We start from the raw sequence: 14,880 nt of genomic DNA on the forward strand, positions 1-14,880 counted from the left end.
TCACCGGGACACCCACCTCACGACCACCCACCTCACGAACCGTCTGTTCCACGAGGTCGAGTCTATGCAACGATCGTTCCACCGCGCCAGAGTCCCGGGAGGCCCGCTTGACCGTCCACCTGCTCCCCTCGACGCCGGGCACCGTGCGCTGGGGCGACCTCCCCTGCGCGGGCGACCCCTCCGTCCTGACGGTCGACCCGGGCGACGTGGTCGTCGTGGACACCGTCAGCCACGAGGGGATCCTCGAGGACCAGGGCCGGGACCCGCTCGCCTTCTTCACCGCGCGCGGTGTTCCCGCGGACGCCGTCCTCGCCGACGCGATGGAGATCGCGCGCTCGGTCGAGCACGACCCGCTGCGGCAGGGCCCGCACGTCGTCACCGGCCCCGTCCACGTGCGGGGCGCCCGCCCCGGGGACGTGCTGTCGGTCACCGTCGAGGAACTCGTCCTGAGCGCGGACTTCGGCGTCGTCAGCAACCGCCACGGCCGCGGCGCCCTGCCCGGGGAGTTCCCCCGCGACGGGCAGGACGTCGTCTCCGTCCTCGCCCGCGTCGAGACGGACCCGCGAACGGGGGCGCGCTGCGGCGCCCTGCCCGTCGCCGAGGGGTCGGCGGCCCGCGTCCGGTTCCCCTTGCGTCCGTTCCTCGGCCTCGTCGGCGTCGGAACCCCCGGGCCCGAGCACCTGCACTCCGTACCGCCCGGGATGCACGGCGGGAACCTCGACGTGTCGGTCCTCGGCGTCGGGTCGACGCTGCACCTGCCGGTCCAGGTGGAGGGCGCCCTGTTCCACACCGGCGACCCGCACTACGCCCAGGGCGACGGCGAGGTCGCGCTCACGGCGTTCGAGGCCCCGCTGCGCGCGCGGCTGCGGCTCGACCTCGTGCCGGAGGCCGCCGTCCGGGTCCGGGACGTGCTGTGGGGTGAGACCCCGGAGTTCCTCGTCCCCATCGGCCTGGACGTCGACCTCGACGAGGCCGCCCGCCGTGCCGTGCGCACCGCCGTCGCGCTCCTCGTCGACCTCGGGATGGACCCGGCCCACGCCCTGGCGTACCTGTCCGCGGCCGGCGACTTCGCCGTCTCCCAGGTCGTCGACCGCGTGAGCGGAGTCCACGGGCTCCTCCGCAAGGCCGACCTCGCCGACCTCACCGAGCGCCCCCCGGCCTGAGGCCCGAAGGCCAGTCGGGGCGGGCGCGGAAACGCGGGACGCCCCGGTCCGCACGGGAGTGCGGGCCGGGGCGTCCTGGTGCTACGGGGTGCTCAGCGCAGGTCGAAGCGGTCGAGCTCCATGACCTTCTGCCACGCCGCGGCGAAGTGCTGCACGAACAGTTCCTTGGCGTCGTCGGCCGAGTAGACCTCGACGATGCCGCGCAGGATCGAGTTCGAGTTGAACACGAGGTCGGCGGCGGTGGCCGTGCGGACGACGTTGCCGTCCGCGTCCAGACCCTCGTAGACGCCCTCGGCCTCGGTGGCGGTCCGCCACTGCACGCCCAGGTCCAGCAGGTTCCTGAAGAAGTCCTGCGACAGGACACCCGGGGTGTCGGTGAAGACACCGTGCTGCACGCCTCCGGTGTTCGCGCCCAGCACGCGCAGGCCGCCGACGAGGACGGTCATCTCCTTCGCGGTGAGGTCGAGCATGGAGGCGCGGTCCAGCAGCAGGGTTTCCGGCTGCAGCTTGCTGCCGGGCTTGACCCAGTTGCGGAACCCGTCGGCACGGGGCTCCAGCCAGCGGAAGTTCTCGACGTCCGTCTGCTCCTGGGAGGCGTCGGTGCGGCCGGGCGAGAACGGCACGGTGATGGAGACGCCGGCGTCGGCCGCCGCCTTCTCCACCGCGGCCGTCCCACCGAGGACGATGAGGTCGGCGAGGGAGACCTTGGCGCCCGTGGCCGACTCGAACTCGTCCTTGATGCGCTCGAGGACGGGCAGGACGTCGCGGACGCCCTCGTTGACGGCCCACCCGAGCTGCGGCTCGAGGCGCAGGCGGGCACCGTTGGCCCCGCCGCGCTTGTCGGTGCTGCGGAACGACGCCGCCGACGACCACGCGGTGTGGACGAGCTGGGAGACGCTCAGCCCGGAGGACAGCAGGCGCTGCTTGAGGTCCGCGATCTCCGCCTCGGCCACGAGCTCGTGGTCGACGGCCGGGGTCGGGTCCTGCCAGATGAGTTCCTCGGCCGGGACGTCCGGGCCCAGGTAGCGGCTGCGCGGACCCATGTCGCGGTGCAGCAGCTTGAACCAGGCGCGGGCGTACTGGTCGGCGAAGTACTCGGGGTTCTCGTAGAACCGCTTGGAGATCTCGTGGTAGACCGGGTCCGCCATGAGGGCCAGGTCGCTCGTGAGCATCATCGGGGCGTTGCGCTTGCCCTCGATGTGCGCGTCGGGCACGAGGTCGGCGGCGGCCGGGTCCTTCGGCTTCCACTGCTTCGCACCGGCGGGGCTGGTGGTGAGTTCCCACTCGTGGGCGAACATCGTCTCGAAGTAGGTGTTGTCCCACTGCGTCGGCGTGGGCGTCCAGGCGCCCTCGAGACCGCTGGTGATGGTGTCCGCACCCTTGCCGGTGCCGTGCTGGTTCATCCAGCCCAGGCCGTTGCCGTGGACCGGGCAGCCCTCGGGCTCCGGGCCGACGAGGTCGGGGTTCCCGGCGCCGTGGGTCTTGCCGAACGTGTGGCCACCGGCGACGAGCGCGACGGTCTCCTCGTCGTTCATGCCCATGCGGCCGAACGTCACGCGGATGTCGTGGGCGGAACCCAGCGGGTCGGGCTGACCCTTCGGGCCCTCGGGGTTGACGTAGATGAGGCCCATCGTGACGGCCGCGAGGTCGCCCTCGTCGAGGTCGAGGGGGTTCTCCTCGGCGTAGCGCTCGTCGCCGAGCCAGGTGTCCTCCGGACCCCAGAAGACCTCGGTGGGCTGCCAGGTGTCGGCGCGGCCGAAGGCGAACCCGAAGGTCTTCAGGCCCATGTCGTCGTGCGCGACGTTCCCGGCCAGGACGAGGAGGTCGGCCCAGGAGATCTTGCGGCCGTACTTCTGCTTGATCGGCAGCAGCAGGCGGCGCGCCTTGTCGAGGTTGGCGTTGTCGGGCCAGCTGTTGAGCGGCGCGAAGCGCTGGCCGCCCTCACCGCCACCACCGCGGCCGTCGGCGATGCGGTAGGTGCCCGCGGCGTGCCAGGACATGCGGATGAACAGCGGGCCGTAGTGGCCCCAGTCCGCCGGCCACCAGTCCTGGGAGGTGTGCATGACCTCGGCGACGTCGCGCTTGAGCTGCTCGACGTCGAGCGTGGCGAACTCGGCCGCGTAGTCGAAGTCCTCGCCCAGCGGGTCGGAGTCCTTGGACGGCTTGTTCAGGACCGACAGGTCGATCTGGTTCGGCCACCAGTCCTGCACGGTGCGGGGCCGGCCACCCGTGGACGGCGTCGGCGACTTGATCGCCGGGTTCTCGCTCTCGGTGGTGGACGCGGTCTGCGCCTTGTCCTGGGTCTTGTCTCGGGCGTTGTCGAGCTCGGTCACGTCACGCTTCTCTCTGCTGGAGGACGACCGGGTCTGAGGGGTCTGAGGGCTCGGTGGAGGACGCCGCGGCCGTCGCGCAGGACCGGCACCGGCCCCAGTAGATGACCTCGGCCTCGTCGACGTCGAAACCGTCGACGACCGGGGGGTGCAGGCACGGGGCCTGCCCGGTGGCGCAGTCGACGTCGCTGATGGAACCGCACACGCGGCACACCAGGTGGTGGTGGTTGTCGGCCACCCGCGCCTCGTAGCGCGCCACCGACCCCTGCGGCTGGATGCGCCGCACCAGACCGTGGTCGGTCAGGACGCGCAGCACGTCGTAGACCGCCTGGTGGGAGACACCGTCCGCCCGGGACCGTGCGGCCCCGATGAGCGCCTCGGTGTCGCCGTGCGGCAGAGCGTGCACGGCGTCGAGGACGGCCAGGCGCGGACGGGTGACCCGCAGACCGGCGGCGCGGAGCACCTGCTCGAGCTCCTGGGTCGATGGCACGGCGTCATCCTGACCCCTGGACTTGAACGAGTCAAGACCAGGGGGTGTCCTCCTCGTGCCGGGCGTCAGACGAGCCGCATCGCCTCGGTCAGCGTCGTGCGCAGGACCCGCTCGATCTCGTCGAACTCGGCCTGACCGCACGTCAGCGGCGGCGCGACCTGGACGACCGGTTCACCGCGGTCGTCGGGACGGCAGTACAGCCCGTTGCGGAACAGGGCACCGGGCAGGAACTGCTTGATGAGCGTCTCGCGCTCGGCCGGCCCGAAGGTCTCCTTCGTCGCCTTGTCCTTCACGAGCTCGACGGCCCAGAAGTACCCGTCACCCCGGACGTCGCCGACGATGTCGAGGTCGAGCAGCTTGCGCAGCGTGTTCCCGAGGGCCTGCTCGTTGTCGAGCACGTTCTGGTTCAGCCCCTCGCGCTCGAAGATGTCGAGGTTGGCCAGGGACACGGCGGCGGAGACGGGGTGGCCGGCGAACGTGTAGCCGTGGGGGAAGAAGTTCTTGCCCTGCAGGAACGGCTCCATGATGCGGTCGGTCGCGATCATCGCCCCGATGGGTCCGTAGCCGGAGCTCATGCCCTTGGCGCACGTGATGATGTCGGGCTGGTACCCGAACTTCTCCGCGGCGAACATCGTCCCGTGCCGGCCGAACCCGCAGATGACCTCGTCGGAGACGAGCAGCACGTCGTGCCGGTCGCAGATCTCGCGCACCCGCTGGAAGTACCCGGGCGGCGGGGTGAAGCAGCCGCCGGAGTTCTGCACCGGTTCGAGGACGACGGCCGCGACGGTGTCGGCGCCCTCGAAGAGGATGGCCTCCTCGATGCGGTCCGCGGCCCAGCGCCCGAACGCGACCGGGTCGGTCGGCGCCCCCATGCGCTCGGCCCGGTAGATGTTCGTGTTCGGCACGCGGAACCCACCGGGCGTCAGCGGTTCGAACGCCTGCTTCATGGCCGGCAGCCCGGTGATCGCGAGCGCCCCCTGCGGGGTGCCGTGGTAGGCGGTCGCCCGCGAGATGACCTTGTGCTTCAGGGGCTTGCCCGTCAGCTTGAAGAACTGCTTGGCCACCTTCCAGGCGCTCTCGACGGCCTCGCCGCCGCCGGTGGTGAAGAACACGCGGTTGAGGTCGCCCGGCGCGTACCCGGCGATGCGGTCGGCGAGTTCGACGGCCGGTTCGGTGGCGTAGCCCCAGACCGGGAAGAACGCGAGTTCACGGGCCTGCTTCGCCATGACCTCGGCGAGCTCCTCGCGGCCGTGCCCGACCTGGACGACGAACAGTCCCGAGAGGCCGTCGAGCACCTCGTGGCCCTGGTCGTCCCAGATGCGGGCGCCCCGGCCCTTGACGATGACGGGGGCGGGCTTGTCCTGGTAGGCGCCCATGCGGGCGAAGTGCATCCACAGGTGGTCGCGCGCGGCCTGGGTGAGGTCGGAGGCCCCGGTCCCCACCACGGTCTGCTCGGTCACGGTCATGTCCGGTCCTCCTCGGCTCACCTGTCCGCCTCGCGGCGCCGTCGGCGGGACGTGCGCCCGGCCGATCCTCCCACCCTGGTCCTGCGCGGACGGAGCGGGCCAGCGACGGAACGTCGGCGTTCGCCCCTGGAGCCCGACGGACCGTCGTAGGCTCCGCGGGTGCTCACCGTGGCCGACGTCCTCGCCCTGCCCGTCCTCGCGGCCGGTGCTCCCCGGGTCCGCACGGGGCAGGACCGGCTCGACGTCCCCGTGCGGTGGGTGCACGTCACCGAGCAGGTCGACGTGGCCGGGCTGCTCGGCGGTGGCGAGCTGCTGCTGACCACCGGGATGGGCTGGGCCGCCGCGGACTTCGACGCCGAGGGCTTCACCGCCTCGCTCGTGGAGGCCGGTGTGGTCGCGGTCGTGGTGGAGCTCACCGAGCACCTCGGCCGGGTGCCGCCGGACCTGGTCCGGGCGGCACGCGCCGCGCAGTTGCCCCTCGTCGAGCTGCACCGCGTCGTCCGCTTCGTCGAGGTGACCGAGCAGGTGCACGGACGCTTGCTGCACGAGCAGTACGACCGGCTGCGGTTCGCCGAGCGGGTGCACGCGACGTTCGCCTCGCTCGGCCTCGTCGGGACGCGGGTGGAGGAGGTGCTGGACCGGGCCGCCGGGCTGCTCGGCGGCCCCGTCGTCCTCGAGGACCTCGCGCACCGCGTCGTCGCGCACGTGGCGCAGCCCGTCGGGACGGCGGAGCTGCTCGTGGACTGGTCCCGGCGGTCCCGGCGCGCGCCGGAGGCGCAGGGGTGGGTCGTCGTGCCGGCCGGTGCGCCCGGCCGGCGCTGGGGCCGGCTCGTCGCCCCCGGCCCGCACTCCGCGCCGGACCCGCTGCTCGTGCTCGACCGGGCCGCGGAGGCGCTCACCGTCGTGCGGCTGCTGTCCGGTGGGCCCGCCGACGACGGGGACCTGGCCCGGCGCGCCCACGACGACCTCGTCCGCGACCTCCTGCGCGCCCGCCGGGACGACGAACCGGCTCTGCGGCAACGGCTGCGCGCACTGGGGTTGAGCCCGCGCACCGGGTTCGCGGCGGCCGCGGTCGTCGGCGCGGAGCGGCCGGCGGTCTCCGCGGCGCTCGCGCGGACGCGGTCGGCGGGGCTGACCGGGATGGTCGGCCCGGCGGAGGGGCCGGGCGCGGTGGTCGGGGTGCTCCTCGTCGGGGCACCCCGGGTCGTCACCGCCGCCCTGGACCGGCTGGCCGCGGACCTGCCGGAGGGGGCCATGCTCGGGGCCGCGGAGCCGGTCGCCGACCTGCACGCCACCGCGGAGGGGTTCGCCGAGGCCCGGCACGTCGCCGAGGTCGCCGCCACGTCCCCGCACCGGACGCCGGGCCGGGTCCACCGCACCGCCGACCTCGGTGTCCGGGGCCTGCTGTGGCGGCTGCGCGGGGACGCCCGGCTGACCGCCTTCGCCGAGGCCCAGCTCGCGCCGCTGTTCGAGACCCCCGACGACCTGGCGCTGCTCACGGCCCACCTGCAGGTCAACGGGTCCATGACGCGGCTGGCCGAGCGGCTGCACCTGTCCCGCCCCGCCACCTACGGCCGGGTCGACCGGCTCGCGCGGCGACTGGGCCGCGACCTGGAGGACCCCGAGGTGCGGCTCGGGCTCCACCTCGCGCTGCTCAGCCTGCCGGGACCGCCACGCCCGGCCGGGTGAGGAGTTCCCCGGCGGGGACCCGCGGGTCCACCTCGGCCCCACGTCGCCACGTCGACCGCACGACACCGGTGAGCGTCCGGCCCGCGTACGGGGAGACGGGGTTGCGGTGCTGCAGTGCGGCGGGGTCGACCACCCACTCGGCCTCGGGCGCGAACACCGAGAAGTCGGCGACGCACCCGGCGGCCAGACGGCCGCGGTCGGCGAGCCCGACGAGGTCCGCGGTCGCCGTCGCCATCCACCCGACGACGGTGGGCAGGGGGACGCCGCGCTCGCGGGCCGCGGTCCAGACGACAGGCAACCCCAGCTGGACGGACGCGATCCCGCCCCACGCCGCACCGAAGTCGCCCTCGTCGAGCCGCTTGAGCTCCGCGGTGCACGGCGAGTGGTCCGAGACGACGCAGTCGACCGTGCCGTCGAGCAGCCCGCGCCACAGGGCGTCCTGCTCGGCACGGTCGCGGATCGGCGGGCAGCACTTGAACGTCGTGTCGCCGTCGGGGACCTCCTCGGCGGCGAGCGCGAGGTAGTGCGGGCAGGTCTCGACGGTGATGCGGGTGCCGACGGCCTTCGCCGCCCGCACCTCGGCCAATCCGGCCGCCGAGGACAGGTGCACGACGTGGACCCGGGCCCCCGCGCGGGCGGCGGCCTCGGCGACCGTGCGCACCGCGGACGCCTCGGCGGACGGGGGCCTCGAGGCCACGAACTCCGCGAACGAGGGACCCCCGTCGTGCTCGGTCAGCGCGTCCCCGTCCTCGGCGTGCACGAGGAGCAGGCCGTCGATGCGGGCGAGTTCGGTCAGCGCGTCGCACAGGCCCGCGGCGTCCAGCGGCGGGAACTCGGGAACACCGGAGTCGAGCAGGAAGCACTTGACGCCGAAGACCCCCGCGTCGTGCAGCGGGGCGAGCTGGTCGGCGTTCCCCGGGACGGCGCCACCCCAGAACCCCACGTCGACGACGCACTGCCCTTGCGCCGCAGCGCGCTTGGTGGCCAGGGCGTCCGGATCCACCGTGGCGGGGATGCTGTTGAGCGGCATGTCGACGATCGTCGTGACCCCGCCGGCCGCGGCGGCCCGCGTCGCGGAGGCGAAACCCTCCCACTCCGTGCGGCCGGGTTCGTTGACGTGGACGTGCGGGTCCACGAGACCGGGCAGCAGCACCTCGTCGGGCCCCAGGACGAGGTCGCGCACGGACGGGGGCCACGCGTGGTCCCGGTCCTCGACCCCTACGACGCGGCCGCCGGAGATCCCCAGCGACACAGCGCGTTCGGTCCCGTCCACGACGGCGCGGTCCGCCCGCACCACCAGGTCCAGCAGTTGTTCCGTCCTGGGTTCACCCACGGGTCGTCCCCTCCTGTTCGTGCACGGCGCGCCACACCCGGTCCGCCGACATCGGCAGCGCGCGCAACCGTACGCCGACGGCGTCCCGGACCGCGTTCGCCAGCGCCGCGGCGACGGGGTTGTAGGGCGCCTCGCTCATCGACTTGGCCCCGAGCGGGCCGACCGTGTCGTACGTGTCCGCGAACAGGACCTCCGTCTCGGGGACGTCGTCGAGGCGGGGCACGTAGTACTCGCGCAGGGATCCCGTCGGGCTGGACCCGTCGGGGCCGGTGCGGACCTCCTCGAAGAGGGCCGAACCGATGGCCTGCGCGACGCCGCCCTCCACCTGCCCCCGCAACTGCCCGGGGTTCAGGACCGTGCCGGCGTCGACGGCCTGCACCGACCGCAGGACGCGGACGAGCCCGGTCACGGTGTCGACCGCCACCCGGAAGCCTTGGACGGTGAACGCCACCGACCGGACGGCGGCGTCGTCCCCCGCCTCGGCGGACGGGACGGTGCCGCTGCGGCGCAACGACTCCGCGTGGACGGCCGAGAGCGGGACCCGCGCCTCCCCGGCGACCGCCTCCCCCGGGTGCAGTTCGACCTGCGCGGCCTCGACCCCGAGGAGCCGCGCCGCGACGGTGCGGACCTGACCGGCCACGTCCCGGCACGCGAGGTGCAGGGCCTTGCCCGCGACGACCGACCCGGCGGACCCGAACGCGCCGGTGTCGTGCCGGACGGCGTCGGTGTCGCTCTGCCGCAGGTGGATCCGGTCGACGCTCGTCCCGAGGGCCGCCACCGCGAGCTGGTGGTGGACGGTCGTGGTGCCGTTGCCGAACTCCGCCGTGCCGACGTCGAGGTCCCAGTCCCCGTCGGCGCGCAGGCTCACCCGGGCGTCGGCGAAGTGCCCGCGCGGCGGTGTCGTGGCGATCATCGCCAGCGCCATCCCCTGCCCCGTCCGCCACTCCGGGCCGGGCGCCTCCTCCCCCGCGTCGCGGTTGAGGGCGTCCTGCACGAGGTCGAGGCACTGGTCCAGCCCGTAGCTGCCGTAGCGCAACCCGTCGTCGCCCTCCGAGCCGTCGGCCGGCAGCGAGGTCGCGACGAACGGGTCCCCGGGAACCACGACGTTGCGGCGGCGCAGGTCGAACGGGTCCATCCCGAGCCCCCGGGCGAGGTCGTCGAGCGCCGACTCCAGGGCGAAGACCACCTGCCCCAGGCCGTACCCGCGGAAGGCGCCGGAGGGGACGGTGTGGGTGTAGACGGCGCGGGCGTCCACGCGCTTGTTCTCGCAGCGGTACGTCGCCAGGCTCTCGTGGCACGAGTGGAACATCACGCCCGGGGAGTGGTTGCCGTAGGCGCCCGCGTCGGACAGGACGTCCACGGCGAGCGCGGTGAGGGTTCCGTCGCGACGGGCCCCCAGGCGCACCCCGACGCGGAACGGGTGCCGGGTCGGCAGGTGCCGCAACGTGTCCTCGCGCGTCGTCTCGTGCACGACGGGCCGACCCAGGCGCAGGACCGCCAGCCCCACGAGGTCCTCGACGAGCATCTCCTGCTTGCCGCCGAAACCCCCGCCGACGCGGGCGGTGAGGACCCGCACCCGGTCCCGCTGCAGACCGAGCACGCGGGCGAGCTCGTCGCGGACGAGGAACGGCACCTGGGTGCTGCTGCGGACGACGAGGCGGCCGTCCTCGTCGGGCCAGCCGACGGCGGCGTGCGTCTCGAGGGCGACGTGGGAGACGCGCTGGGTCCGCCACGTCCCGGACACCGTGACGTCGGCGGCGGCCAGGGCGGCCTCGACGTCGCCGACACCCCCGTGCAGTTCCGCGACGAGGTTGCGCCCGGGGTCGGCGATGCGCGACGTCACGGCGTCCTTGTCGCCGTGCACGAGGGGTGCGCCGGGTTCCAGGGCGCTCTCGGGGTCCAGCACGGCGGGCAGCACGTCGTAGTCCACGACGAGGCGACGCAGCCCCTCCTCGGCGGTCGCCAGGTCGTCGGCGACGACCGCGGCCACCCGCTGGCCGTGGTACCGGAGGACGGGGTCGAGCACGAGGGTGTCGTCGGGGTCGTCGAGGCGGTTCTCGTGCCGGCCGGTGGAGAACAGGACCGGGGGCGCGTCGTCAGGGGTGAGGACGAGACGGACCCCCGGGAGCGCCTGCGCCGCAGCCGTGTCGATGCGGACCACCCGGGCGTGCGCGTGCGGGCTGCGCAGCACCGCCAGGTGCAGGGTGCCGGGTGGGAGCGCGTCGAGGGTGAAGGGTTCGGTGCCGCTGACGATGCGGCGGGCCGCCGGGGCGGCGACCGTGCGCCCCACGGACCCCGTCGCCACCGCCGGGTCCACCGTCGCCCCCGTGACGGCCTCGCGGATCGCCCGGTACCCCGTGCACCGGCAGAGGTTGCCCTTGAGGTGCTCGCCGAGGTCCTCGTGCTGGTCGGGAGTGAGGGCGGAGGCCGTGACGACCATCCCCGCCGTGCAGAACCCGCACTGGAACCCGGCGGCGTCGACGAACCGCTGCTGCACGTCGCCGAGCTGCTCGGGGGTTCCGAGCCCCGCGACCGTCGTGACCTCGCGGCCGGCTGCCCGCAGCGCGGGGTAGAGGCAGGAGTGGACGGGGGCCGCGTCGACGAGCACCGTGCAGGCGCCGCAGTCGCCGGAGTCGCAGCCCTTCTTGACCTCGACGTGGGTGCTCTCGCGCAGCAGCGTGCGCAGGCACTGGCCGGGGCGAGGCTCGACCTCGCGCGGGGAACCGTTGACGGTGAGCTTCACGACGGTCCTCCGCTCAGTTCCCCGACCACCTCGGCCGCGAACCGCAGGGTCGTCGCGCGCCGCCAGTCCGGCGCCCCGTGGACGTCGTCGAACCAGCGACCGGCCACGCGCTCCTCGACGTCGGCGACCAGGCGGTCCGGCGCCGGAACCTCGCGGTAGCGCAGCACGTGCGGGCGCGGGGTCGACGCGGTGACGGCGAGGACGAAACCTCCGTCCGGGTCGCGGCGGCCGACGACGAGCGTCGCGGAACGACCGAGCCGAGCGAGCGAGGTCCGGCGGAACGCGGTGGTCCCGCGCAACGCCGTGGCGGGCAGGTGGATCGTCCGCAGCACCTCCCCGGGAGCCAGCGCGGTCGTCCGGTCCCCCGTGACGAACTCCTCGACCGGCAGCCGCCGGATCCCGCCGTCGCGGTCCCAGAGTTCGGCGACCCCGTCGAGCGCGACGGCGAGCGAGGTGACCGCGCCCGCCGGCAGCGCGGCGCACACGTTCCCGCCGACCGTCGCGACCGACCGCACCTTGAAGGAGGCGAGCAGCGCGCGGACGCACTGCCGGACGAGGGGGCGGGCCTGCCAGTCGGCCGCGAACGGCACGGACTCCAGCGACGCCACCGGGCACGTCGCGGCGAGGTCGATCCCCGCGGCCGAGACGGTGAAGGGTTCCCAGCCCAGCGTCGTCAGGTCGACGAGTGTGCGCAGGTGCGGTTGCGGGACGGAGAACAACCACGTCCCCCCGGCGACGACGGCGGTCGCGGGGTCCCCGTCGTGCGCGCGGCGCAGGGCAGCGGCGTCGGTGACGGTCAGGAACTCCGTCACGGTGCTGAGGTCCACGGGACGACGCCTCAGTAGTCGATCCGCTGGACGCTCGCGAGCCAGGCGTCGAAGGGAGCGGGGGCGGTCGGGTTCCGCTGCTGCTGCACGGGGACGGACCACTCGCTGCGTGGGGTCTCGAAGAGCTCGTAGAACGCGCGGTCGTCGAAACCACCGCGCGCCGCGTCGTGCCGGTCGGCCGCGAAGAGCACGCGGTCGACGCGCGCCCACAGCGAGGACGCCAGGCACATGGGGCACGGCTCGCAGCTGGAGTACAGCGTCGTCCCCGCGAGGCTGAACGTGCCCAGCGCCGCGCAGGCCGCACGGATCGCCTGCACCTCCGCGTGCGCGGTCGGGTCGTTCTGGGCCGTCACGCGGTTCACGCCGGTCGCGACGACGACACCGTCGCGGACGACGTCGGCCCCGAACGGCCCGCCGCCGGCGGCCACGTTCTCCACGGCGAGCCGGACCGCGAGGTCGAGGTGGTCCGCGTCGGTCCGCTGCGTCTGGAGCTCCACGGCGCTCACCGTTCCCACGCCAGCGAAGCGGCCGGGGCGGTGTCGTCCGCGACGACGGCCTGGATGAGGCCGTAGGGCCGGTCGTCGGCGTGGAACACCTCCCCGGGGTTCTCGACACCGAACCGCTGCAGGTCGTAGAGGAAGTGGTGCTTGTTCGGGGCCGCCAGCCGCACCTCGACGACGCCCGGGACGCTCTCGACGGCCGCCTTCCCCATGTGCCACAACGTCTGCTGCAGCGCGAGGGAGTGCACCGTGGCGAACTGCCCGACGAGGACGGACCGCACCTCGTCGTACGCGGCGTCGAAGTCGAACCCGTCGGCCAGGCACGTCGCGTCGTAGCGCCACTGCGCCACGAGCGAGGTGGCCATGACGCGGTCCTTCGTGGGTTCCAGCGTCGTGTACCCGTCGACGAGGAAGTCGTGGAACTCCGACCCGGTGGACTTCAGCAGCGTGAGGTCCTTCAGCCCGGCGACGACGTGGGTCTCGCGGTCGGGGCCGCTGCCGGAGACCGTGACGGCGGCGGTCCGCACCTCGCCGCCGGCCCGCACCCAGGTGTGGTCGTGCTCGCGGCCGGAGACGACGGCGCGTTCCCAGCGGTAGGAGTCCACGTCGATGCGGGCGCCCGTGACGGGTCCGGTCTCGTCGACGAAGTGGCGGGCGAGGTCGAGCGCGTACGTCTCGACGGCGACGATCCCCTTCGCCATGCCCTGCCCGACGGGCCCCTCCTTGGCGAACGCGTAGATCGTGTTCTTCTGCGAGTCGGTCGGCAGGACCTTGCGCTGGTCACCGGAGAGGTAGGCGTCGGCGAAGTCGCCGCGCAGCGTCGAGGTGACGTTGAGGTCGACGATCTCGTGCCGGGGAGTGTCGCGCTGGAACCGCACGACGCGGTTCTCCGCCTTCCCGTACTGGTGACTCGCCAGGACGACGGCCATGGTCTCAGCTCCCTCGGTAGGTGGAGTAGGCGAAGGGGGACAGCAGGAGGGGGACGTGCAGGTGTGCGCGGTCGGCCGCGACGGTGAACGCGACGACGACCTCGGGGTGGAACGACTCGCGGCCGGCGGCGGCGAACCACTCCCCCGTCGCGAACCGGAGCCGGTAGGTCCCGGGGACGAGGTCCTCGGCGAGTCGTGCCCGGCCGTCGTCGTCGGTGCGGCCGGAGGCGACGTGCCCCCCGTCGGCGCCCGTCACGTCGAGGCCGATCCCGGCGGCGGGGGTTCCCGTCACGGCGTCCAGGACGTGCGTGGACAGGCTCGTCACGCGCTCTGCCCCAGGAGCCGGCGCAGCCGCAGGTCGGTGATGGCGGCGAGTTCCCGCCGCAGCACCTGCCGTTCCGTCGCCGGGTCGTTCCCCAGCCGCGCCTCGAGCAGGTCGAGGAGTTCGGTCGCGCTGCGCCCGGAGGCGAACACCAGGTAGACGTGGCCGAAGCGTTCCTCGTACCGGCGGTTCCCCTCGGCGAGCCGGCGCAGGACGTCCTCGTCGGCGGCGAGCGCGCCGGCCTGCTCGCGGCGCGAGGTGGCGCTCTCGCTGCGTTCGCCGATGCGCGGGTGCGCGGCCAGGGCGACGTCGACGTCCTCCTCGGACGTGGCGGCGAGTTCGGCGGCCGCCGCGGCCAGCAGGGCGTCGACGGAGCCGAACGGGCGGGCGGCGGCCACGCGCGCCGCCCAGGCGGGGGCGTCGCAGCAGGTGCGCAGGAGTTCCTCGCACCCGGGGGCGTCGAGCGCCTGGAGTTCCTCGAGCTGCACTGCGATCCGATCGTCGTGGTTGCGGTGTGGTCTGCTGGCCCCGTGCTGGTGACGGGGGTGGTGCTCGCGGCCGGGGCCGGTCGCCGGATGGGGACGCCGAAGGGGTTGCTGCGGCGCCCCGCCGGCACGTCCTGGGCGGCCGCGGCCGCCGGCCTGCTGACCGCCGCGGGGTGCGACCCCGTGCTCGTCACCGTGGGAGCCCGGGCGGCCGACGTCCGCGCGACCCTGCCGCCCGGTGTGCGGGCGGTCGAGGTGCCCGACTGGGACCGTGGCCCCGGAGCCGGGGTGGCACGGGCGCTGGCCGACCCGGCGGTCCGCGCCGCCGACGCCGTCCTGCTGCAGCTCGTGGACCTCCCGCACGTCGACCTCGAGGGCGTGCGGTCGGTGCTGGGGTTCGCCTCCCGTGACGCGCTGGTGCGGGCCGTGGACGGCGACCGTCCGGGCCACCCGGTCCTGGTCGGCCGGGACCACGTCGACGCCGCGGCCGCGGCCTGCGCCGGCGGTTCCGGGTTGCGGGAGTTCCTGGCCGGCGCGGACGTCCAGCGCGTTCCCGTCCGGGGTTCCGACGCCGACGCGGACGGACCGCAGGACGTGCCCTGA

13 protein-coding genes are annotated in these 14,880 nt (G+C 74.2%); 3 read left to right on the forward strand and 10 right to left on the reverse strand.

Annotated elements, in window-relative coordinates; genetic code table 11:
• Positions 1–107: 107 nt before the first annotated feature.
• Positions 108–1,163 carry an acetamidase/formamidase family protein gene (locus AB1207_RS02965; RefSeq protein WP_367636297.1) on the forward strand — a complete coding sequence of 352 codons (1,056 nt, stop codon included), beginning with the start codon at positions 108–110 and terminating at the stop codon, positions 1,161–1,163.
• A gap of 92 nt (positions 1,164–1,255) precedes the next feature.
• Here AB1207_RS02965 and katG read toward each other — a convergent pair whose 3' ends face one another.
• The 3 genes from katG to AB1207_RS02980 form a co-directional block, all read right to left on the reverse strand.
• Positions 1,256–3,496, reverse strand: coding sequence for a catalase/peroxidase HPI (gene katG / locus AB1207_RS02970; RefSeq protein ID WP_367636298.1), 2,241 nt, complete (start codon positions 3,494–3,496; stop codon positions 1,256–1,258).
• 1 nt (position 3,497) lies between these two features.
• The gene (locus tag AB1207_RS02975) at positions 3,498–3,983 is read right to left on the reverse strand and encodes a Fur family transcriptional regulator (RefSeq protein WP_367636299.1); all 486 of its coding nucleotides are present in this window, start codon (positions 3,981–3,983) and stop codon (positions 3,498–3,500) included.
• A 65-nt stretch (positions 3,984–4,048) separates the two neighbouring features.
• Entirely contained in the window at positions 4,049–5,449 is a 1,401-nt protein-coding gene (locus AB1207_RS02980; RefSeq protein ID WP_367636300.1) for an aspartate aminotransferase family protein, read from the reverse strand.
• Between the two features lie 159 nt (positions 5,450–5,608).
• Between AB1207_RS02980 and AB1207_RS02985 the strand changes: the two genes are divergently transcribed.
• Positions 5,609–7,138, forward strand: a complete 1,530-nt coding sequence (locus tag AB1207_RS02985; protein WP_367636301.1) for a helix-turn-helix domain-containing protein — start codon at positions 5,609–5,611, stop codon at positions 7,136–7,138.
• On the opposite strand, the gene allB is transcribed toward AB1207_RS02985, so the two are convergent.
• The 7 genes from allB to uraD are packed head-to-tail and all read right to left on the reverse strand — an operon-like array spanning position 7,104 to position 14,286.
• Complete coding sequence (allB, locus tag AB1207_RS02990; RefSeq protein ID WP_367636520.1) at positions 7,104–8,444, reverse strand: allantoinase AllB; 1,341 nt, start codon at positions 8,442–8,444, stop codon at positions 7,104–7,106. The genes AB1207_RS02985 and allB overlap by 35 nt on opposite strands.
• Positions 8,445–8,463: 19 nt before the next feature.
• Positions 8,464–11,214, reverse strand: a complete 2,751-nt coding sequence (locus AB1207_RS02995; protein ID WP_367636302.1) for a molybdopterin-dependent oxidoreductase — start codon at positions 11,212–11,214, stop codon at positions 8,464–8,466.
• Positions 11,211–12,041, reverse strand: a complete 831-nt coding sequence (locus AB1207_RS03000) for an FAD binding domain-containing protein (RefSeq protein ID WP_367636303.1) — start codon at positions 12,039–12,041, stop codon at positions 11,211–11,213. The genes AB1207_RS02995 and AB1207_RS03000 overlap by 4 nt, the downstream gene beginning before the upstream one ends.
• 11 nt (positions 12,042–12,052) lie before the next feature.
• Entirely contained in the window at positions 12,053–12,538 is a 486-nt protein-coding gene (locus AB1207_RS03005) for a nucleoside deaminase (protein ID WP_367636304.1), read from the reverse strand.
• Positions 12,539–12,543: 5 nt separating this feature from the next.
• Positions 12,544–13,470: a factor-independent urate hydroxylase gene (pucL, locus tag AB1207_RS03010; protein ID WP_367636305.1), complete on the reverse strand. Its 927-nt coding sequence runs from the start codon at positions 13,468–13,470 to the stop codon at positions 12,544–12,546.
• Positions 13,471–13,474: 4 nt separating this feature from the next.
• A complete protein-coding gene (gene uraH / locus AB1207_RS03015) occupies positions 13,475–13,795 on the reverse strand; it encodes a hydroxyisourate hydrolase (protein ID WP_367636306.1) in 321 nt (106 codons plus the stop codon).
• Positions 13,792–14,286, reverse strand: a complete 495-nt coding sequence (uraD, locus tag AB1207_RS03020; RefSeq protein WP_437178858.1) for a 2-oxo-4-hydroxy-4-carboxy-5-ureidoimidazoline decarboxylase — start codon at positions 14,284–14,286, stop codon at positions 13,792–13,794. The genes uraH and uraD overlap by 4 nt, the downstream gene beginning before the upstream one ends.
• 36 nt (positions 14,287–14,322) lie before the next feature.
• On the opposite strand from uraD, the gene AB1207_RS03025 reads away from it, so the two are divergent.
• The gene (locus AB1207_RS03025; RefSeq protein ID WP_367636308.1) at positions 14,323–14,880 is read left to right on the forward strand and encodes a nucleotidyltransferase family protein; all 558 of its coding nucleotides are present in this window, start codon (positions 14,323–14,325) and stop codon (positions 14,878–14,880) included.

Source organism: Kineococcus endophyticus (assembly GCF_040796495.1).
In the GTDB taxonomy this organism is placed as follows: domain Bacteria; phylum Actinomycetota; class Actinomycetes; order Actinomycetales; family Kineococcaceae; genus Kineococcus; species Kineococcus endophyticus.